The 21084-nt window shown below is 48.0% G+C and carries 25 protein-coding genes; 20 read left to right on the top strand and 5 right to left on the bottom strand.

Features of this window, described 5'->3' with window-relative positions:
• Positions 1 to 427: glycerophosphodiester phosphodiesterase (locus P8O70_12710; protein ID MDG2197719.1), on the top strand; the 427-nt coding region annotated here is incomplete at its 5' end.
• Positions 428 to 530: 103 nt separating this feature from the next.
• Here P8O70_12710 and P8O70_12715 read toward each other — a convergent pair.
• A complete protein-coding gene (locus P8O70_12715; GenBank protein ID MDG2197720.1) occupies positions 531 to 1220 on the bottom strand; it encodes a pentapeptide repeat-containing protein in 690 nt (229 codons plus the stop codon).
• 223 nt (positions 1221 to 1443) lie between these two features.
• Here P8O70_12715 and P8O70_12720 point away from each other — a divergent pair, with 223 nt between their 5' ends.
• From P8O70_12720 to P8O70_12735, 4 genes are all read left to right on the top strand, one after another.
• Complete coding sequence (locus tag P8O70_12720; GenBank protein MDG2197721.1) at positions 1444 to 2436, top strand: membrane dipeptidase; 993 nt, start codon at positions 1444 to 1446, stop codon at positions 2434 to 2436.
• Between the two features lie 53 nt (positions 2437 to 2489).
• On the top strand, positions 2490 to 4103 hold the full coding sequence (locus P8O70_12725; GenBank protein ID MDG2197722.1) for a hypothetical protein: 1614 nt from the start codon (positions 2490 to 2492) through the stop codon (positions 4101 to 4103).
• A complete protein-coding gene (locus P8O70_12730; GenBank protein MDG2197723.1) occupies positions 4093 to 4791 on the top strand; it encodes a DUF3726 domain-containing protein in 699 nt (232 codons plus the stop codon). The genes P8O70_12725 and P8O70_12730 overlap by 11 nt, the downstream gene beginning before the upstream one ends.
• A 322-nt stretch (positions 4792 to 5113) precedes the next feature.
• Complete coding sequence (locus P8O70_12735; GenBank protein MDG2197724.1) at positions 5114 to 5509, top strand: PilZ domain-containing protein; 396 nt, start codon at positions 5114 to 5116, stop codon at positions 5507 to 5509.
• An 80-nt stretch (positions 5510 to 5589) separates the two neighbouring features.
• On the opposite strand, the gene P8O70_12740 is transcribed toward P8O70_12735, so the two are convergent.
• A complete protein-coding gene (locus tag P8O70_12740) occupies positions 5590 to 6300 on the bottom strand; it encodes a pentapeptide repeat-containing protein (protein ID MDG2197725.1) in 711 nt (236 codons plus the stop codon).
• A gap of 242 nt (positions 6301 to 6542) precedes the next feature.
• On the opposite strand from P8O70_12740, the gene P8O70_12745 reads away from it, so the two are divergent.
• From P8O70_12745 to P8O70_12755, 3 genes are all read left to right on the top strand, one after another.
• A complete protein-coding gene (locus P8O70_12745) occupies positions 6543 to 6881 on the top strand; it encodes a hypothetical protein (protein ID MDG2197726.1) in 339 nt (112 codons plus the stop codon).
• A 24-nt stretch (positions 6882 to 6905) separates the two neighbouring features.
• Positions 6906 to 7493 (top strand): fatty acid desaturase, encoded by a 588-nt coding sequence (locus P8O70_12750; protein MDG2197727.1) that lies wholly within the window; start codon positions 6906 to 6908, stop codon positions 7491 to 7493.
• A gap of 337 nt (positions 7494 to 7830) precedes the next feature.
• Positions 7831 to 8031, top strand: coding sequence for a hypothetical protein (locus P8O70_12755; protein ID MDG2197728.1), 201 nt, complete (start codon positions 7831 to 7833; stop codon positions 8029 to 8031).
• Between the two features lie 134 nt (positions 8032 to 8165).
• On the opposite strand, the gene P8O70_12760 is transcribed toward P8O70_12755, so the two are convergent.
• Positions 8166 to 9527 carry an MATE family efflux transporter gene (locus P8O70_12760; GenBank protein MDG2197729.1) on the bottom strand — a complete coding sequence of 454 codons (1362 nt, stop codon included), beginning with the start codon at positions 9525 to 9527 and terminating at the stop codon, positions 8166 to 8168.
• A 257-nt stretch (positions 9528 to 9784) separates the two neighbouring features.
• On the opposite strand from P8O70_12760, the gene P8O70_12765 reads away from it, so the two are divergent.
• From P8O70_12765 to P8O70_12775, 3 genes are all read left to right on the top strand, one after another.
• Positions 9785 to 10864 carry a pyridoxal-phosphate dependent enzyme gene (locus P8O70_12765; protein ID MDG2197730.1) on the top strand — a complete coding sequence of 360 codons (1080 nt, stop codon included), beginning with the start codon at positions 9785 to 9787 and terminating at the stop codon, positions 10862 to 10864.
• A gap of 148 nt (positions 10865 to 11012) precedes the next feature.
• Positions 11013 to 11492 (top strand): pentapeptide repeat-containing protein, encoded by a 480-nt coding sequence (locus P8O70_12770; protein ID MDG2197731.1) that lies wholly within the window; start codon positions 11013 to 11015, stop codon positions 11490 to 11492.
• A 76-nt stretch (positions 11493 to 11568) separates the two neighbouring features.
• Positions 11569 to 12597 (top strand): aldo/keto reductase, encoded by a 1029-nt coding sequence (locus tag P8O70_12775; protein MDG2197732.1) that lies wholly within the window; start codon positions 11569 to 11571, stop codon positions 12595 to 12597.
• A 67-nt stretch (positions 12598 to 12664) separates the two neighbouring features.
• Here P8O70_12775 and P8O70_12780 read toward each other — a convergent pair whose 3' ends face one another.
• Both P8O70_12780 and P8O70_12785 read right to left on the bottom strand, forming a co-directional pair.
• Positions 12665 to 12997 carry a hypothetical protein gene (locus tag P8O70_12780; GenBank protein MDG2197733.1) on the bottom strand — a complete coding sequence of 111 codons (333 nt, stop codon included), beginning with the start codon at positions 12995 to 12997 and terminating at the stop codon, positions 12665 to 12667.
• A complete protein-coding gene (locus P8O70_12785) occupies positions 12994 to 13197 on the bottom strand; it encodes a hypothetical protein (protein ID MDG2197734.1) in 204 nt (67 codons plus the stop codon). Before P8O70_12785 ends, P8O70_12780 begins: the two co-directional genes overlap by 4 nt.
• 355 nt (positions 13198 to 13552) lie before the next feature.
• Between P8O70_12785 and P8O70_12790 the strand changes: the two genes are divergently transcribed.
• The 9 genes from P8O70_12790 to P8O70_12830 all read left to right on the top strand — a co-directional run.
• A complete protein-coding gene (locus P8O70_12790; GenBank protein MDG2197735.1) occupies positions 13553 to 14518 on the top strand; it encodes a fatty acid desaturase in 966 nt (321 codons plus the stop codon).
• Between the two features lie 19 nt (positions 14519 to 14537).
• On the top strand, positions 14538 to 15527 hold the full coding sequence (locus tag P8O70_12795; protein MDG2197736.1) for a 2-oxoglutarate and iron-dependent oxygenase domain-containing protein: 990 nt from the start codon (positions 14538 to 14540) through the stop codon (positions 15525 to 15527).
• Positions 15524 to 16339, top strand: a complete 816-nt coding sequence (locus tag P8O70_12800; GenBank protein MDG2197737.1) for an amino acid ABC transporter permease — start codon at positions 15524 to 15526, stop codon at positions 16337 to 16339. Before P8O70_12795 ends, P8O70_12800 begins: the two co-directional genes overlap by 4 nt.
• 156 nt (positions 16340 to 16495) lie before the next feature.
• Positions 16496 to 17332 carry a transporter substrate-binding domain-containing protein gene (locus P8O70_12805; GenBank protein ID MDG2197738.1) on the top strand — a complete coding sequence of 279 codons (837 nt, stop codon included), beginning with the start codon at positions 16496 to 16498 and terminating at the stop codon, positions 17330 to 17332.
• A gap of 61 nt (positions 17333 to 17393) precedes the next feature.
• Entirely contained in the window at positions 17394 to 18284 is an 891-nt protein-coding gene (locus tag P8O70_12810; protein ID MDG2197739.1) for an amino acid ABC transporter permease, read from the top strand.
• A 20-nt stretch (positions 18285 to 18304) separates the two neighbouring features.
• Positions 18305 to 19057, top strand: a complete 753-nt coding sequence (locus tag P8O70_12815; protein ID MDG2197740.1) for an amino acid ABC transporter ATP-binding protein — start codon at positions 18305 to 18307, stop codon at positions 19055 to 19057.
• Between the two features lie 36 nt (positions 19058 to 19093).
• A complete protein-coding gene (locus P8O70_12820; GenBank protein ID MDG2197741.1) occupies positions 19094 to 19780 on the top strand; it encodes a phosphohydrolase in 687 nt (228 codons plus the stop codon).
• Positions 19781 to 19789: 9 nt separating this feature from the next.
• Positions 19790 to 20365: an alkylhydroperoxidase gene (locus P8O70_12825; protein ID MDG2197742.1), complete on the top strand. Its 576-nt coding sequence runs from the start codon at positions 19790 to 19792 to the stop codon at positions 20363 to 20365.
• Positions 20366 to 20616: 251 nt separating this feature from the next.
• Positions 20617 to 21084 (top strand): pentapeptide repeat-containing protein (locus tag P8O70_12830; GenBank protein ID MDG2197743.1); only part of this gene is annotated, 468 nt, incomplete at its 3' end.

A 21084-nucleotide genomic window follows, 5' to 3' on the forward strand; every position in this document is an offset into this window, starting at 1 on the left:
CCTCTACTGGATTGAGCAGGAACCAGAGTTTGGCAAGCAGGCGGTCTATCTAGATGCTCGGACTTATCGTCCCAGCTTTCGTTCGTCGCTTGAGAATATGCAGGAGTTGGCAGAGCAGGGAGTACGTATTCTGGCCCCACCAATTTATGCTTTGCTTGATCTTGATGGTGGAGAAATTGTGCCCTCAGCCTATGCACGCCAGGCCCAGCAGGCGGGAATTGATTTGATCACGTGGACGCTGGAGCGCTCTGGACCGTTAACTGGAGGTGGTGGTTGGTACTATCAAACAGTGAAGGAAGCGATCAACAATGATGGGGATGTGATGAAGGTGTTAGACGTGCTCGCACAGCAGGTCAGAGTGATCGGAGTCTTCAGTGATTGGCCCGCAACGACGACGTACTACGCTAATTGCATGGACCTTCCATAGTTGCCCAACTCGCTGATTTCTCTAGGCAAGAGAGATTTTGGTGTTGCCCCCGGGGGGAGTCTTTAAAAAGATCTTCCCCAATCCCATCCGATTTTTCTTCTTTTCAGCAATCCCGAACCGTTATCTCGCCATTTGGTAGAATTGTTCCGCAGAGTTTTGCGTAGTTTAGATCGGTTCCTTCCATCTTGACGTTGGTCAGGTTGGTACCCCGCATCCTGACTCCACGCAGGTCAGCTGCGTTGAGGTTCACTCCGGTCAAATTGGCTTCCTCCAAATTTGCTTCAAACAAGACGGCTCCGCTGAGATCGGCTCCTTCCATGCGAGTATCCCGCAAGCTTGCTTCCTCCAGAGAAGTACCTCGAAGCTTAGCGCTTCTCATGTTCGAGTTCCAAAGTTCTACCCCACGCAGATTGGCTCCGGTCAGTTGAGCACCCTCCAAATCTGTTTCTTCTAGGTTTGCGTCTAATAGGTCTGCCCCACTGAAATCCGCCTCGGTCAAATTGGCTCCACGCAGTCGGGCTCGACGTAGGTCGGTTCCACGCAATCTAGCCCCTTGGAGATTGGAGAAACTGAGATCACTTCCTTCGAGACTCATTCCACTAAGATCGGCACCAACCAGGTTACAGCCTGGGCAGTCCTTGTTCTCTATCAACTTCACAAGATCGTCTTGATCCAGAGCTAGGGGTTGTTGAAGGAAGCTGCTCTGGCAAGCTCCCAGACTGACACTGATGATGCCAAAGCAACTTAGGATCATTGGACGAATTCTGTATTGCCAACTTTTGGTGACAACCATTGGCGCACCTCCTTCTCTTTGAATCTTGCGAGTCTTTCAAATGAGTTTGGTTTATTTTTCATGATGATGACTGAGGAGTGCATAACCGTCAATGGATTCCAATCAATAAACTGTTGAAACGAATCTATACATATTTGGAGAAGGGGTGGTATTTGATTAAAATTCCTGTTAAACCTGCGCTTTGTTGACAAGACACCCTGATAGCATCTGATAAGAGGTACGCATGAACTTTCGCATTGATGCCCTGCAGTACACCAACTGGTCCGAGAAAATCTTTCTTCAACTCCGGGAAGGCCGGCTAGATGGGATCCACGTGACGATCACCTACCACGAAAACTTTCGGGAAACCGTGCTGGTGCTGGAAGCTTGGAATCGATGGTTTGAGCGCTACCCAAATTTGATTTTCCAGGGATTTGATGACAGTGATTTGGAGAAGGCACAACAGAGTATGCGAACGGCGATCTTCTTTGGATCACAGAATCCAAGTTGCATTGAAGACGACATCGGTCTGGTGGAGATTCTTCATCGCTTGGGTCTGCGTTTCATGCAGCTTAGTTACAATAACCAGTCACTGCTGGCAACTGGTTGCTACGAGCAGGAGGATCCTGGGTTAACGCGGATGGGACGTGAAGTGATCAAGGAAATGAACCGGGTGGGTTTAGTGATCGACATGAGTCATTCTGCAGAGCGTTCAACTCTGGAAGCGATTGAACTTTCAAGCCGACCAATCGCCATTACGCACGCCAATCCTTCCTTCTGGCATCCGGCACTGCGTAACAAGTCCGATCAGGTATTACGTTCTCTCGGTGAATCCGGTGGGATGCTTGGTTTCTCACTCTATCCACATCATTTGAAAGAAGGAACTAACTGTACTAGAAGATCCTTCTGTGAGATGGTGGCCAAAACCGCTGAGTTGATGGGAGTGACCCAGATAGGGATAGGTTCCGACCTCTGTCAGGATCAACCGGACGAGATTGTGGAGTGGATGCGCAACGGACGCTGGACTAAATCCTTAGATTACGGAGAAGGAAGCGCAAAGGCCCCTGGGTTCCCACCGATGCCAGAATGGTATCCAGATAACCGCGCTTTTGGTAGCTTGGCAGAGGGCTTGCGAGAGGTAGGCTTTGCAGAAGAGGAAGTCGCCGGCATTTTAGGGAACAACTGGGCAAGGTTTTTTGCGGAGAGCTTCTCTACAAGAACGGAGGACGTCACGTGAAGCCAATCGAGCAACCAGTTCCAGCAAGGTTCTATCGCTCTCCTGGACAGGTGATGCGCCTTACACGAATGGGCTGTAGTCACCCAACACGTCTCTCCTTTCTGCGTCAATTGCTGCGACGTTTGAAGAAAGAAAATTGGAGCTTTGACCGTTCAGTCTGGCTGATCAACCAGCAAGGGGTTGGTCACGCCGTTTACCGAGCGCAAGGCCCTGAACGCTGTTATAGCTTGGTGGCCTTCGCTCATAATCTTCCAGAAGAGATGCGCTCAGATAGGGTGATTGCAACTGCTTGGGATGGCACGTTCACTCTATTTGATGGCATTCCCAGCACTGCTGATATCGAACGGTTAGAACGCAATGTTCCTCTTCAAGAAGCAGGACGTATCTCAACAAAGGAGCTATCGCTGAGTCGGGCTAATCGTTCTGTACGACTCTTTGAGTATGTATTGAAAGAGTTAGCTCAGGGACGTCAGCCTGAGCGTAGTCGTCTGGAGCAGACGGGTTACCTGATGCGTACTACGGCGGTCTATGGGACTGGTAAGTTTGGCGCAGCCGATCGGGGTAATTTGGCAGGTCGGCCAGAGATGCAAGCACCTTTTCAAGCAGAAATGCTCTCTGTCTGGCTGACCCGAGCGTTCACGGTAGATCTTGTCGAGCATTTGGCAGCAGAGCAAGGAGGAGTGCAAGCAGTGAAGCTTGATCCTGCATTACGAAGGTTGTTGGGAGTGGGCAACTCGACTGGCTTGGGCATGGCTCCATTCCTAGTACGTCATCCGGTGCTGATTCATCATTGGTTTGCAGCTCGTGAAGAGGCGCTTGCTCGGGTACGCTCCCAACCCAAGCTAACTTCAGAAACACTTGGTCAATTTTTTGAAGCGTTCAGGGCAGCACAGGAAAATGTGGTGCAGTGGCAGAGTGAACATCCACTTCAGGTAGCCAAATTGAAAGAACTACGAGAAGGCTTGAGGAAACTGCAGATATTTGTTCATGAAGAGTGGGATGTAGCGCAAATCTACCCATGGGACGCACTCTGGCAATGGGGTGAACTCGAACTGCCAATGGAAGCACAAGAGGCACTGCTGGCCTTGCTCTTGGAACCACATCAGGAGTTGGTTGATGATTTAGGAGATCAGATGGCCACAGACGAAGAAGTGCCTTTCAAGGTCGATGGCTGTCAATCGATTGGTGAGATGAGAAAACATTTGCATAGTCACTTTGCCTGGGCGTTAGGGATGGATTATCAACAACCAGAACAATGCGCCCGCTTTTGGTATGTGTCAGAAGAAAAGCTGGAACCTCGCCTTGGCGAACGGCACTGTGAACCTGGTGCCGAACTTGAACAACCTCTGGACATTGGCCGCCAGGTAGCTGAACTCTGCGATGTGCTTAAAAAATGGTCTGACAGGACTCCAGTGGCTCACCTATTGTTGGTGCGTCCTGAGTTTCGTTCCATTGTCCGTCGGGTTCAACTCTCTGCCCACTATCCTTTTGCTGAAATTCAGGAAAATCTCATTTCTGCTGAGATGCTGCCCATCGACCTCTTACGTAGCAAACTAGCTTTTTTTGGAGCAACTCGATTTGATCCTCGTTCTGATCGCTGGGTGCGAATCAGCTTGTTTCAAGGGGAACCTTACCCAGATGAATTGAACCATACAGATGTCTCCTGAGAATCAGCAAGTCTCGGAAGATTTTTGTACTTCTAGTTACCTTTGGTTTTCTCAGTCTGAACTCCAGCAACTGGTAGTTAAGGCTGCTCGGGGTGCTGGTTATAGCTGGAGTGATGCGGAGGAAATTGGCTGGGCAGCTACTTGGTTGAGCAAGTTTGGTTTGCCCGGTGGAGATTTTATGTTGAGCTTGATGCAGTCGAATGACCTGCAAGCTCCTAGACCAGCTGCTCTACGTTGGAAAGGTAACAGTCACCCGCACTGTCCGTTGCGCTGTGGACTAGCAGTGATGGACTTTGCACAATTGCCTGAAGGATTGGGGGCTTCCTCGCTGGTAATTGAGTCTATGACGGGTCTACCCTGCTTTCTAGCATTTGCAGCACGAACTGCTCGACAGATTCAGCATCCGCTGCAAATTCAGTGGGAGGAACAGTCCCTGTTCGTACATGAGAACGCTTGGCCTAGTGTAGAGATTGATCAGGTTTCAATGGAATTTGGGAAGACAGTGGATGTGAGGATTACGCGTTCTAACTCGGACATGGTTTCTATCGAGACAAAAAATCCCCAATACTGTGTGCGTGTGTCTAAGCAATTTCTTGAACAGTTGGAGGCCTTCGCTCATCAGACCTTGGTTCCTGCCTCAGATTTATCACGACTCCGAGCTGGTGGTCACGATGATCCCACCTCTTGAACTAGATTGCTAACCGTTTTGTTTGCCCCAGTATTTGTGGTAGTGGATTTCTGTTCTATGGAAGTAAGTATTGCTCAGAATTCCCGATCAAAATTGATCTTGTGGGAACTCAAAGGGAGCGAATTTACTTGACTCAGTTATTGATTCAATGGCAAAAATATTTGTTATCTTGTCAAGATTGTTAAAAATAATAATTTAACTCCAACAATCATGGGATTGTGAGGCAACCTCTTCAACAGAAATTGAAGAAAAGACCCAAAATATTGCAAATTCAATCAGTACGACAAGCCTCCATTAAACAGCTATAGTCAGAGAAAAAAAGATGCAAAACCATGAAGTGAGATTTGTTGATAGCAAGCACTATCGAGGCGACTGTCGAAGGCATCACAAACGCTATCCGGTCGTGCTACCTGCAACACTCCTGTACAACGAGAATGATGGAGTCGTGAAGGTTCTTGATATCAGCATGGGAGGATGCAAGATGGTTGCGAATAGCCACTGCAGTCCTCATGCGAAAATCAGCATGACTTTTTACATTCCCTCAGAGGCCAATGCAGAGGAGTTAGTCGCCTGCTCACCTATTCATGCATTAGTGGTGCGCTCCCATCACACATCAAACGATCACTACATCATCAATGTGGATTTTCGTGGTGCTCTGTTCCATGAGCATGGAGTTGAAAAACTGATTGAAATCCACAAGCACAATAAACATCACTAAAGTTGCACAACCTACCTCAGTTCTTTCCCTTCCTGCCGATCGTTTTTGACACTTTCAAAAGTGGTCGCCGTCTTCTCTAGTCAACAATCCTTGTTAATCATATTTCCGGCGGGCATCCGGGTTCCACAGATCTGGGCATCAGCCATTTCTGCATCGGTCAGATCCGCCCCACTGAGGATTGCCTCATGGAGCTTAGCACCTCTGAGATTTGCCCCCTTTAGGTTTGCACGACTTAGGTTGACTACAATCAGGTGAGCGCCCTCCAAATTGGCGTTTCTGAGGTTTGCTTCACCAAGCATTGCTCCAGTTAGATTTGCTCCACGTAGGTCAGCTCCCTGGAGATTGGCCTTGTAGAGATTGGCTAAACCCAAATTAGCGTTTTCCAACGAGGCTCCTGCAAGGTTAGCCCACTGCAGATTAGCAATTTCAAGATTGGCCTCAAACAGGTCTGCCCTATCCAAGTCAGCCCCCTCTAAATCTGCACCGACAAGCTGAGCGTGAATCAGTGAAGCTTCTCGCAGCTTTGCATCTACTAGATTTGCCGAGAGAAGTCGGGCTCCTGCTAATTTGCTTCCAACAAGGTTTGCTTTCTGAAGATTGGCTTCAAACAGATTCACACCTAGTAATTCACGTCCTTGAAGTTGGGCAAATTTAAGATCGCAGCCTTGGCATTCCCCCTCCTTCAGCTTTTTCAGATCTTTTGAATCCACGGCATAGAGGGTAGTACCAATGAGCAAGACTACTAAGATTGATAGGAGGGCTTTGGAACTAGCGTAAAACGGTAGGTACATGGTTGAATTCTCCATCGAGTTGAGAACTGTGCGTATTGATTGTGAACAAAAAATAGCACGAGACGACAGAGGCAGGGGGTGATTCGAGTTGGTTCGGCACGTCCCCCTTCCGATGGTGGCGATTGAAGCCGCAGTGAATTCCTGCCATGGTGATTCAAAGTTGTTACCGATGCATACCCTTGACCGGGAAGGGAGTCAAAAGGAAATTACATAGACTCTCCCTCTAAACCAATCGAGGTTGGATGACTAAATTGATGAATTCCCCAAATTGGATGCACTGGAAATGCTATGGGTTTCTGCTGGGGTTTCTAACATTGGTAATGCCCATTGGTGCCTGGTATCGTATGGAAACAACTGACTTGGGAATCTTCGCTTGGTTGCCTTTGGTGATCATCTTCGGGATGGTCCCCCTTATAAATCGCTGGATGGGCAACGATCTGAACAATCCTGAAGGTGACGTAGTTTTTTCTCTGGGAGAAGATCCTTGGTATAGCTCACTACTGGTCGTAGTTGTGCCATTGCAGTTGGCTCTGATTTTCTCGGGTGTGGGTGTTTTTGCGAATGGTAGTCTGGGCTTATAGGGTAGTCTGGGCTGGATACTTTCAGTGGGTGTGGTGTTGAGCACCGTTGGCATTACGGTCGGTCATGAACTTGTGCACCACAAATCCAGATTTGAGCAAGCCCGTGGTGGAATTCTACTGGCCAGTGTCTGCAATGGAAGCTTCAAAATCGAACATGTGCGAGGACATCATCGGCATGTTGTGACCCCATTAGATGCCTCCTCAGCCACAATGGGAGTCAGTGTCTATCAGCAAATTCCCCACGCTATAACTCACAATTTCCAAAGCGCCTGGAAACTTGAATCAGAAAGACTGCAGAAGTTAGGACTCCCTTTTTGGCACATGCGGAACGAACTACTAGGCTGGTCTTTACTCTCTTTGTGTATGCTGTTCGTGATCACTTCACACTACGGACCTTGGGGGGCTTTTGGTTTTCTATGCCAGAGCCTGGTTGCGATTGTATTGCTGGAGATCGTCAACTATATCGAGCACTATGGATTGCAGCGTAAACAGCTACCCAATGGTCGTTACGAACCAGTGACAGAAACTCATTCCTGGAAATCTCCAGCTTTACTGACTAATTGGCTACTGTTTCAATTGCAGCGGCATTTGGACCATCATCTCTATGCCTGAAGATCGCATCAACTATTGCATCATCGTGAAAATGCACCTCAACTTCCCTATGGATATGGGGCTATGGTCGTTCTAACATTGCTTCCACTGGTTTGGTTCCGATTGATGGATCCTAAGGTTAAAGCATTAAATGTTGATTAGTTTTGGAACATTTATTAAAGAACACCTCCTACTTTGGTTGTTTGAGAATTATGCAAATCTGCTTTCTGTGAGGACAACATGGGTTTTCTGGATAAATTAAAATCGATTAAACAACACACTCATCGATGGTAGTGCCGAAGTTAATCTATTGGCCACTGCAAGGAAGGATTTTTTCGGTTATGAGTATGAAATCACTGTGAAAGTCAGTGATGCTGATTTTCGTCCAGACTTGGTCCGAGCATCCCACACTTTTTTGGAGTTAAGAATTGTGATCGAGTTGGAGGAAAAGGTACTCATTGCAAATGAGACCTCTGCTTGGCAGATCGAGGTAGAGTTGCCAGAAAATGCGCAATATTCTTTCCGTGGCAGATTTTGCCAGTTCAGTCATCTTGCGTAGGCAGGAGTTTCTTGCTTTGGCAATGATCCAGATTCTGTTTGGATGGAGATCGGCTAAACAAGATTGAAATCTATGTGGGTATTTCACATAGATTCAATGCTAAGCAAGCGGCCTGCTAAGAGATGCTGACTTGCTCATGTTTGCGCGCAATGAGGCTCTGGTATCCACACTTGGGAGAGCAAGTAAAATCTTAGACTATGAAGGATAGCTGCTACGCTTAATCCAGCTATTAGACCACCCCAGATACTGATTACACCCCACTCCCAAACAAATCCAAAAAGATAAGCCAATCCCATCCCCACAGGCCAGTAAGAGAATAAATTGGTCAGCAGGGGAATGCGGGTATCTTTCAGTCCTCGCAAGGCGCTCATTGAAGAGACTTGCAAGCCATCAGAGAGTTGAAACAAGGCCGCCATCCAAAGGATGTTTATTGCTAAGTCAGTAACAGCATTATCACTGGTATAGAGTCCGATGATCGACTCTGGAAATAGAATGAAAATACTGGCGGTCAGGCCCATGACACCAACACAAACTCCCACTCCTAGCCACCCACGAAAACGTACTTCTTTCCAATTCTTTTGACCAACTGCATTTCCTACACGCTGAGTGATCGCGGCTGAGATTCCCATGGGGATCATGAAGGTCAGTGCTACTACGTTAATAGAAATTTGGTGAGCGGCAAGAGTGGTTACTCCAAACTTCCCCATCATGAGAGCTACAACGGTGAACATACAGACCTCTGCCCCAAAACTGAGCCCACTTGGAATACCGATCCTCAAAATCTCTCGCCAATAGCTCCAGATGGGCCAATCAAAGCGGCTGAGAAAGCGAATATTTCCGGTTCGTTGACTAGTTTGAAGATAAATGAGTGCCCCAATCATAATGACCCAGTGCGCAATGGTCGTCGTCCATCCGGCCCCCACAGCTCCCATTCTTGGGAAGCCGAAGTTTCCAAAGATCAAAGTGTAGTTGCCAATGATGTTGACACCCAGTCCCAAGAGAGTCAGGTACATACAAGGCCGAGTGATGCCAAGACCATCAAGACTATGACGGATGGCTAGAAAGACAAAAGCTGCAGGCAGTCCCCAAATGATTGCCTCCAGATAGCCATCCGTGATGCTAACAACCTCTGGTTCATAGTCCATCCAGCGCAACAGATAATCCAAATGAGGAAGCACCAGCATGCTTAGCAAGGCTAGTAACATGCTGATCCAAATGCCTTGTCGAACACTGGTGCCAATTTTTCTGATGCGGCCCGATCCTTCCAGTTGAGCGACGATTGGAGTCAGGGCCACCATCACCCCGATTCCCAGGCAAAAGATCGGATGGAATAAAGCACTTGCTGAAGCCACGGCTGCCAGTTCATTTGGGCCAGCGTGCCCGGTCATTACGGTGTCAACGAACTGCATGGAGAGGTTGAGCACTCCTGAAATGACAACGGGTAATCCGATGCGCAGCAAAACTCGGCTTTCCTCAATGATCGGAGTAGCGTTCATAAGTGCTAAAACTCGAACTTAACTGATGCGTAAAAGTGCGGTGTGTGAAAAGGAGTAGCAAAATTTCTTGTAGGAAGAAAAATCCAACATGAAGAGGCCCTGCAGAAAGTCCAGCCAAATCCAGCTAATTCTTCTTTTGCCAATAGAGGAGATAGTTTTTCAGGCAGGTATCAAGAATTGTGCTTGCTTCCCGTTCGTCTTGTTGTTACCAACTTGGCCTAATAAAGCTTCATTACTTTCATTGAGAGGAGAATTTCATGGCAATTAGTAATAACCGAAGTACTAACGGTCAGGGACGGCTCTATGATTCGATTGTTGACACGATTGGCAATACTCCCTGTATTCGAATCAACAAACTAGCTCCGGAAGGAGTGCGGCTCTATGTAAAAGCGGAAGCCTTCAATCCAACTGCATCTGTTAAGGATCGCTTGGCGATCAGTATCATCGAAGAAGCTGAAAAGCGGGGTGAGTTGAAGCTAGGACAAACTGTGGTGGAAGCAACCAGTGGGAATACTGGGATCGGCCTTGCGATGGTATGTGCGGCCAAAGGCTATCCCTTGGTAGTGACAATGGCGGATAGCTTCTCAATCGAAAGACGGCAGTTGATGCGTTTTCTGGGAGCAAAAGTTGTTCTCACACCGAGAGCGCAAAAAGGCTTCGGGATGTACAAGAAAGCAGTAGAACTCGCAGAAGCAAACGGATGGTTCCTGGCTCACCAGTTTGAAACCAAGGACAACGCTGACATTCATGAAAACACAACGGCCCGTGAGATCATGGCTGATTTTGCTGGAGAGCGTTTGGACTATTGGGTCACTGGGTATGGTACCGGTGGAACGGTCACTGGTGTTGCTCGGGTACTGCGCAGGGAACGTCCAGAAACGAAGATCATCCTCAGCGAGCCGATCAACGCTCAGATTGTTGGTAGTGGGCATGTTCAACAACGTGATGCAGATGGCTCTCCTGCTGTGAGTCATCCTCACTTTGAACCACATCCAATCCAAGGTTGGACACCTGACTTCATCCCACTGGTACTACAAGAATCGATCGATAATAAACTGTTTGATGAATTGGTTCCGGTTGCCGGGGCAGCAGGAATTGAATGGTCTCGTAAGCTAGCTGCCCAGGAAGGAATCTTCACTGGGATTTCAGGTGGTTCATCCTTTGCCGTTGCGATTCAGATTGCTCAGCAAGTAGAGCCTGGATCTGTCATTCTCTGCATGCTAGCAGACACTGGAGAACGGTATCTTTCGTCTCCACTTTTTGAAGGGATCAGTGAAGATATGACGGAGGAAGAGGTTGCTCTTTCAAAGTCTACTCCTGGTTACCAGATGCCCTAAGCTTGAGTGTGCTGCTGATTATGAAATCAGCATAGCTCTACCATTCTGGGGGAGATCGGTTTGTTCTTTGCTCGCTTGCCACAGAACTGAAATCGTAGGCTTCTGACGCGGTGCAATCCAACAATTTATCCATTCAAAAGGACATCTCATGAAAAGGACAATCCTTGTTTTCCTTAGCTTTTGGCTGGGTACGATAGCCTGGGCCTTCAATCAGGCACACTTTGATCGGTTGATGCAGACCAAACGCTGTCTGGAATGTGATCTCTCAGACCTGAATTTGAGAAATGAGAACTTGAAGGGTGCTGTATTGGTTGACAGCAACCTGCAGCGTGCAAATCTGTGGGATGTGGATCTGCAGATTGCTTTCCTCCAACGGGTTAACTTTCAGAAGAGTTATTTGCAAGGTGCCAAACTGATGGGAGCCGATCTGCAGAACGCAAACTTTCAGGGGGCAGATCTACGTGGAGCTGATTTACAGGGAGCCGATCTACAGAATGCAAACTTTGATGGAGCCAACTTGGAAAGAGCAAAACTCACTGGGGCGCTAATGCTCGGTGCCAAGCTATGCAACACTGTTCTCCCAAATGGTGCTGTAGAATACAGTGGTTGTGTGCTGAACAATCGCTAATCAGAATATTTGATCTTAAAACTTGAGTTAGTGCTGAAGCAAGGTACCCCCATCATCCTTTGAAAGGAATCATCAAATGGAATACCGCCCATTGGGCCGGACAGGCCTTCATGTTTCAACAATCTGCCTGGGAACCATGACTTGGGGTGGTCGAGGTCGTTGGGAAGCCATTGGGCGTGTTGGTCAGGATGAAGTTAATGATCAACTAAAACGTGCGGTTGAAGCTGGTGTTAATTTCATCGATACCGCCAATGTCTACCACGAAGGCTGGAGTGAAGAGTTGCTGGGTCAAGCAATCCGAGACACCGGTATTCCTCGTGAAGACTTAGTGATTGCCACCAAGGTTCGGGGACGTATGCGGCCCGGTATCAATGGCATGGGGTTGACACGGATCCATATTCATCATGAGGTGGATGCTTCCTTGCGAAGGTTGGGTTTGGATCACATTGATCTCTACCAGATTCACGGTCTGGATCCGCTGACGCCGATTGATGAAACCTTATGGGCTTTGGATGACCTGGTGCGTAGTGGAAAGGTGCGCTACATTGGGATTTCCAATCAATCAGCTTGGCGCATTGCCAAAGCCAACGAGATTGCCAGAGCCAATCGCTGGAGTCGTTTTGAGTCAGTGCAAGCCTACTACACTTTAGCTGGACGTGACTTGGAACGTGAGGTTTTACCGATGTGTCAGGAAGAATCACTTGGAGTGATGGTCTGGAGTCCTCTCGCTGGAGGTTTGATCAGTGGTAAATTTGAAAGAGGTAGTGACGGCCCGGAAGGAGCCCGACGGACTAGTTTTGATTTCCCACCTGTGGATCGAGAGCGTGCGTTCAGTGTAGTGGATGCGATGCGACCGATTGCTGTGGCCCATGATTGTAGCGTGGCTCGCATTGCTCAGGCTTGGTTGCTTCAACAACCGGGCATAACAAGCGTCATCATTGGCGCCAAGACCATGGAGCAGCTTGAGGATAATTTACAGGCAGCTAATCTCAACCTGACTTCAGCAGAACTGGAAACTCTGGACTCTGCCAGTGCGCTCCCCGTTGAGTATCCCGCTTGGATGGAGACTTTCCAGAACCGAGATCGCATGGTGCTTCCAGACTAAAGCTGGTGAATTCACTCACCTACCACAAGAGGACCCAGGAACTCTGGGTCCACATCTATAGTATTCTTCAACCAAGAAGTGATTTGACTAGTCCCTGCCAGCGAATCTTCCCATAAGGCAGTCCAATCAGTCGGGCTAGCCAATTTGGGTGTTCCTCCGGAGACAAGGAAGCGATTTCTTGCTGAGCGATCGAGACCCGAATTGGTAGCCGCAGCACGTCCAAGTTGAGTGCCATTGCCTGACGGTGTTGCATCAGGAACCCCCAGGAAGGCTGAAGTTTACGAAGAGTAGCCAACCTTGTGAACTGGAGATGAATCCCAGACCCTTCGCCGACAAGAATCAACTGATCCTGTTTACTTTTCACGATTTCGATCCGGCCTTCAAACTCCAGACGACTCATTGCTTTACATCACGAGTACGGATTTTCAGGGTTCCATTGATCTTCCAGTGTCCATGCTCTGCATCCTTGCCAACTCCGCTGGGAGCCCAGACTTCCATATTCTCAAATTCATAGGTGATTTCTGCGTTGCGGCCGGTCAACTTGTCGTAGAGATCAATTGCTAGTTCTGCCCATGATTGTGTGTGTTTCGATTCTGCCATGACGCTCCTTGCGTTAAGGTGACTTGGTTTGGGTCATCGGAGGCCAAAATCGCTGGCTTCCTACGATGTACCGGTTCTGCTGCGTTAAAGTACGAAACAGTTTTCATGAAAATGATAGCGACCAAGATGTTTTTCTTCAATCTTTAAGGGATGTAGGGTCTTCAGAAATAAGACGAATTACTTTCTCCGAAAGAAATTTGAAACTCCTAGGTGGTAGGAAACACGATGATTTTTCCTTCTTTTATCCCAGCTGCCTTCTGTAGATTTTCAGAATTTATCTTGTTCTCTGAAAAACGATCAGACTACACTCACCCAAAATAATCTCTCTACAATCTCTGTCTCATCCTCAATATTTATGTCGGAAACTAATCCGGTCAACGAATGGAGCCTTGGGAACTCTCATCGTCGTCCAAGCCAGTTGATTAGCCTCGAAGTTCTCAAACCACTCCAGAAGCGACAGGATGTCCATGGGTTGCTTTTCCTATTTGTGTACCTGGGATTGCTTGGTCTAACGGGATACATTCTACATTTAATGATAGAAACTTCATGGCTGGTTTTTGGATTGGCTCTTCATGGAGTGGTTCTGGTGCACCTCTTCGCGCCCTTCCACGAAGCAACTCATCAAAGTGCTTTTTTGACTCGTTGGTTGAATCAGGCAGTGGCTTGGTTTACCGGGCTCGTGATCATGATCCCACCGCTATACTTCAAGCTAGAGCATGCAGCTCATCACACCCATACCCAGCATCCTGAAAAAGATCCGGAAAGCATTCCACAAGCACGGACCTTCTGGGGATATTGGTACTACCTCACAGCAATTCCCTACTTTAAGGGAGTGTTAAAAAATCTGGTACGCCATCCACAAGGTCAATTTTCTGAGCTGGAACAGTCTTTTATTCCAGAGCGCCTTCGTGAGAAAGTTCAGCACGAAGCACAAGGGATGCTACTTTTCTATCTATTGCTGCTAGCTGGAAGCTTGCTTTCAGGCAGCACTCTACTGTTCTGGTACTGGCTTTTCCCAAGAATTCTTGCAGAACCCGTGATGCACTTGATCCGGATTTCAGAGCACGGAGGCTGTCCTTGGATTGCTGATCTGCTACGGAATACTCGGACAACATTGACTCTGCATCCGATACGCTGGCTGTCCTGGAACATGCCCTTTCATGCAGAACATCACGCGTTTCCCAATATTCCGTTTCATGCGCTGCCAGCTCTGCATCAACATCTAAAATCGCATTTGGAAAACGTTGATCAGGGATACTTGTTCAGCCATCGAAAATTAATCCAGCAACGGTATCGACAAGAACACTCTCCTGTAATTTGAAACCAATCTCTACGTCTCGATGAGCTACGCAGCAGCTAAAACGATCACAATTGACGAAATCCCAGTAATTGACGTACACCCGTTGCGTTCTGGCAACCGACAAGCGATGCAGGAGGTTGCAAGACAACTTCGCCAAGCAGCAGAGGGGATTGGATTTTTTTACATCCGCAACCATTGCATTCCTTCTCAGGTGATCCAGCAGGCATATGCAGCGACAAAAAAGTTTTTTCAACAGCCGAAAGATTGGAAAAACCAGCTGAAAATCAACCATAACCACCATGGATTCCTAGCAGTCGGCCAAGCTAAGATGGAAAAGGCCACAAGAGTAGATTTGAAAGAGAGCTTCGTCTGGGGATTGGATCTGCCAGATGGACACCCCGATCTAACGGAGGAAAATCCTTTCCTGGGAAGAAACCAATGGCCTTCACAAATGCCTGAATTCAGAGCATCTGTTTATCCTTTTTTTGAAGCAGGTCTAGAATGTGGGAGAGATATGATGCGGGCTTTTGCCCTGAGTCTTGATCTGCCCGAAGAGGTGTTTCTACAAGCTACTAATCAACCAATCGCCCGTAGCTCTGTGATTTACTATCCGCCTCAACCATCAGACCTTGGTGAGACTCAGTTTGGCGTGGCACCCCACACAGACTACGGATGTCTGACTTTACTCTGGCAGGATTCAGTGGGTGGTTTGGAAGTGCAGACTAGGCAAGGAGAGTGGGTCACAGCTCATCCATTAGAAGATACTCTGGTGGTCAACGTGGGAGACCTGCTTTCTCGTTGGACGAACAACGCCTTTCAGTCCACTCTGCATCGCGTGATCAACCGAAAAAATGTAGAGCGCTACTCAATGGTGATTGCCTGGGATCCCAACTTTGAAACACTGGTTGATCCAGCAAAGGTTTTTCCAGAATCGGAGTCGGTGCAGTATGAGCCTGTAGAATGCGGAGATTATGTCTTGTCGCGATTCGACGCTTCCTTCAGCTACCGAAAGGCAGCGGAGTCAGCATGAGCAAACTTCGCAAACCACCCTCCCGTTCGGTCAAATGGTGGAATTCTCGTTGGTTTGACGTCAGTCAGTTAGTGCTATTCTTCGGTGCTCTGATCTGGCTCACGCTCAATGGTGCTGCCCAGATGGGTTACAACTGGCAGTGGTATCGGCTCCCCAAGTACTTTTGGAAAGTCATTGACGGTGAGTTGATCTGGGGACCTCTGATGGATGGTCTCTTCGTAACCCTGGAGATTGGGTTCTACGGAATCATCATTACTTTGCTGATTGGACTGACGACTGCCATGTTGCGCATGTCCCAATCCTGGATTGGGAATCTGGTTGCACAAGTCTATCTGGAGGTGATTCGTAACACGCCGTTACTTGTGCAGATGTATGTGTTCTACTTTGTCTTTGCTCCGATTCTGGAGATTCCCAGATTCTGGGTTGGAGTTCTCTGCATCTCTTTTTTCGAGGGAACCTTCGCTTCAGAGATCATCCGAGCGGGTATCCTGAGTGTGCAAAGAGGACAATGGGAGGCCAGTACCAGCATTGGACTATCCCGCTGGAACACCTATCGATATATTGTGCTGCCACAAGCGGTGCCATTGATGTTGCCTCCATTAACTGGAGTGTTGATCAACTTGATCAAACATTCAGCCATCGTCAGCGTCATTGCTGTATTTGACTTAACGACTCAGGGACTGGACATCATTGCAGACACCTTCATGAGTTTTGAGATCTGGCTGACGATAGCTGCCATGTATTTGGGGGTTACGATTGTACTTTCTCTGTTAGTGAGCATTCTCGAATGGAGAGTTCGTGGTCGTCACTGAAAATAGGAGACTTGGAATGTTACGAGTTTCCTGTTGAGCTTTCGCACGTTGCGAAAGCGTTTTTGTAGCAGGCTTCCTGGGGAGAGTAGCCTACCTCCGGATTCGTTGTTAAAATCATTAATAGCGGGCCAATAACTTTTTTTGAAAAGAGGACGTATGAAAGTCGTGAAAACTGCACTAACCCTCCTACTGGCCCTGTTGCTGATGATCCCAGCATATACTGCGTTGGCTGGGGAAACCCAACAACAGCTGACTGCTGAAAGCGTTATCGAAACGATCAAGAAGCGTGGCAAGTTAATGGTTGGCATGTCAACCTTTGTGCCTTGGGCGATGCGCAACAAGCAGGGTGAATTGATCGGATTTGAGATTGATGTTGCCAAGAAGGTTGCTGAGGACATGGGTGTTGACATTGAGTTTGTGCCCACACAATGGTCTGGAATCATCCCCGCACTGATTGCTGGAAAGTTTGATGTGATCATCGGAGGAATGAGTGTAACTCCTCAGCGTAACCTCACCATCAACTTCACCGCTCCTTATGCTCACTCCGGGATGGGGATTGCTGCCAGTAAGAAACTGGCTGGTGATTTTGCTTGGCCAGAAGGTTTTAATCGATCTGATGTGATCTTTGTGTGCCGACGTGGAGTCACTCCCTGTACGGATGCAGTGGAAACAATATGGCCGAAAGCTAAGATTCGTCAATTTGACGATGACACGATGGCCTTTCAGGAAGTCGTGAATGGTAACGCTCACGCTACTCTCTCCAGTCATCCGAAGCCTGTGAAATGGACCTACCGCTATCAAGATGCGCTCTACATGCCGACCACGGAAAACCTGTCCAAGGGAGATGAGGCCTTTGGAATTCGCAAGGGCGATCCAGATGCGCTGAATTTCTTCTCTAATTGGATTATGGTCAACACCAGTAACGGATGGCTTGAAAAGCGCCATCATCACTGGTTTAAGACGATGGACTGGGCAGATCAAGTCGATCAGTAGTAATTCTATCCGGTAGGAGAAGGCCCTATGGGAAACTTCTCCTGCCAGTATGTGTGATCACATGTCTCGATCTACCTCACGCTATCGCTGGTCTTGGGTAGACTCAGTTGTTCTGCTGGGAATTATTGGGTTTTTTGGTTTCATCGGCTACCGGGTCAATACCGTGTTGGTCTACCAATGGGACTGGGGCTTCCTACCCGGTTACTTGTTCCGCTGGGACGAAGAAACTCAATCACTGCTGCCAAATTTATTGGTCAAGGGCCTGCTGACGACACTTCGGTTGGCCTTCTGGAGCATCATCCTGGCGACACTAATCGGCTTCGTCACTGGCATGATGCGAACCAGCCGTCGGCTTTTTCCCCAGGCCTTCAGTCGGCTCTACGTTGAGTTGATTCGGAATGTTCCTCCCATTGTTTTCATCTTCGTTTTTTACTTCTTCATCAGCAGCCAGATCATCCCACTACTCGGCTTAGATACCCTTGATCAACGCCTGGGTCCTACCGGTCAAAGTGTGGTGGAGTTTCTCTTTGGTCCTGTTTCTTTGCTCTCGAACACCTTTTCAGGAATCTTCTGCCTCGCCCTCTTTGAAGCAGCCTACATCACAGAGATTGTGCGCTCCGGAATTCAATCCGTCTCAGTTGGTCAACGAGAAGCGGCGATGAGTATTGGCCTGAGTCGCTGGCAACAGATGCGCTATGTTGTTTTGCCCCAGGCCGTTCAACGGGTGATTCCTCCCTTGGCAGGTCAATTTATTATCCTGATCAAGGATTCTTCGATTGTTTCATTGATCTCCATCCAAGAGTTGACTTTTTTGACACTGGAAGTGGCTAACTCCACACAACGTGTCTTTGAAGTCTGGGTTTTTGTAGCTGGGGTTTACTTTGCTTTGTGCTACTCCTGTGCGCTGATTTTTCGTCGTCTTGAAATGCGACTTGACTCATCACGTATTTAGAAATACTGGTTCACCTTGCCATGAATGAGAATACTCCAAATCCAATCATTGAAATGTCTGGGGTCAGTAAGTGGTTTGATGACTTTCAGGTACTCAATAATGTGAGTCTGCAAGTTTTCTCTGGGGAGCGAGTCGTTGTCTGTGGACCTTCTGGCTCTGGCAAATCCACACTGATTCGTTGCATCAATCGATTAGAGGAGCATCAAGAAGGACGGATCGTTGTTGATGGTATTGAATTGGATCAGGATACTCAGCACATCAACCAGGTTCGTAGCGAAGTAGGAATGGTCTTCCAGCAGTTCAATCTCTTTCCACACTTGACGGTGCTGGAGAACTGCACGCTGGGTCCCATGAAAGTCCGTGGACTCAGTAAAAAAGATGCTGGGGCCTTAGCGATGGAATATCTGCAGCGGGTTCGAATTCCAGAGCAAGCTATGAAATATCCGGGGTCACTCTCCGGAGGGCAGCAGCAACGGGTAGCGATTGCTCGATCTCTCTGCATGCAGCCGCGGATTATGCTTTTTGACGAGCCTACTTCCGCTCTTGACCCAGAGATGATCAAGGAGGTACTCGATGTGATGATCGATCTTGCCGAGAGTGGCATGACGATGATCTGTGTCACTCATGAAATGGGTTTTGCCCGCACGGTGGCGCACCAGATGGTGTTTATGGACGAAGGTCGCATTATTGAGCGGTCACCACCAGCACAGTTCTTTTCAGAACCAGAGCATGAGAGGACAAAGCTGTTTCTGAGTCAGATCCTTTCACACTGAGTTGATTTTGCACAATTCGATTTTGCTTCTGAGACTATGCAACCGAATTTCGATGAATTTCTAGATTCTCCAAGTATTCCCAAGGATGTGAGTTTCCTGCAATCAGACGGACTCCTGCATCAACCTTCCCCAGTTTTGCCAGCTTACGAGCATTTGCCAGAAAGCCGAACTGCCATGGAAGAGTTGACTCCTGGGGAATGGGATGATCTGAATTTATACCGAGCTCGTTACAACCAAGAACAGCAGGCAAGACAGGCTTTGGACATGCTTGCTGCTTCCAAAAACTCTCCGAGTTACGGATTTCGTGTAAACAATTACCGCCACTGTCTGCAGTGTGCAACGATGCTGTTTCAGGATGGAGCAGACGAAGAAACAATTGTCTGTGGGTTGTTCCATGATTTGGGCTTCATCGTCTGTCCAGACAACCATGGTGAATTCTCAGCCACGTTGCTTGCCAATTACATTTCCGAAAAGAATCTCTGGATGCTAAGGCACCATGCCTTGTTTCTTGACCATCATGCCAGTGGAAATTTGCAGTTGGATGTGAATGCACGTGAGAGTTATCGAGGGTATCCCTATTTCGAGTATACTGCAGAATGGGTTGCTCGCTATGATCAGACCGCCATCCAAACCCAATACGAAACTGCTCCCTTGGAGTTCTTTGAGTCAATGGTCTATCGGGTCTTCACTCGCCCTTCTAAGGGTGTAAAGGTTCATTATTGAGGAATTTCAATGAGTGCGTGGATTCACATGGTTCCTCTAGAGGAAGCGGCAGGGTCTGTTAAGGATGCCTACGAGCTTGCGAAGACCCCCAGTGGGACTGTCGACAACGTAATGCAGGCTCACAGTCTGCGTCCCCACACCATGGTGGGACATCTCAAACTATATCGAAGTGTTCTGCACCATCCTGAAAACAGTTTACCCCTCTGGTTTCTTGAGGCTGTTGGCGTATACACCAGCTTGCTCAACGAATGTGTCTACAGCTACACCCACCACTTTGCCAACATGCAGCGTTTGTTGGAAGATCCTCAGCGGTCAAAAGTAATTGAAGAAGCACTGCGTGACCAAATGCCAGAGAAAGCTTTCTCTGGCAAAGATCTAGCGTTGATCCGTTACACCGGAAAATTGACTCTCACCCCTGGCAAAATCTGTGAGCAAGATCTGTTGGATGCACGTGAAGCAGGAGCTTCTGACGGAGAAATTCTGGAAGTCAACCAAGTCTGTGCTTACTTTTGTTACTCCAACCGAACTCTCAATGGCCTGGGTGTGCAGCTTGGTGAAGATGCCATTGGCTTCTACAAGGAATAAGCGGAGGATCAAAGATTTCCAAAAAGAGATAGATTGTTAGATAACCAGCACATCAAAATCTCTCCTTAGACAACACGTCACTTTCGACACATTTTTCTGCGGTACGCTCCCCTGCGTCCCCTCTGATTTTCCCTTCTAATCGCTTATACTCAAAGCACTCAATAGGATCGCCAGTTCAAAAAAGCTGCTGGGGAATCCACTAGGTTTTTTAGGCTGTGCACTCCTTTACTAATCAGCTTTCAGAGACAGGCATGAATCCAGATGACTTAAAAAAACTTAAGGTGACAGGCAGTTGCGCTATGGGGGATTTGCAGGATGCGGATCTGCAGGGTATAGATTTGCGTGGTGTGAATTTGTTGGCTGCCAATCTAAGTGGGGCCAATCTCAGTGGGGTAGATCTTCGAAATGCTAACCTCAGTGGTGCTAACTTGCGTAACACGAATCTAAGTGGAGCGAACTTGTCAGAGGTGAATCTGCAGGTCGGTATCTTCCGCCATGAATATATGATGGATGATGAACTCTGTGCTGATTGGATTTATCATGAAGCAAATCTACGAGGTGCTAACCTAAAGGAAGCGAATCTCTCCGGTGCTTTGCTCAATGAAGCGAACTTGGAAGGAGCCAATTTGCAGGACGCCAACCTGACAAATACGAATTTTAGTGAGGCAATTCTGAGTGAAGCGAACTTGGAAGGAGCCCTCCTAGTTGGAACTATCTTT

The sequence above is a fragment of the SAR324 cluster bacterium genome, assembly GCA_029245725.1.
In the GTDB taxonomy this organism is placed as follows: domain Bacteria; phylum SAR324; class SAR324; order SAR324; family NAC60-12; genus JCVI-SCAAA005.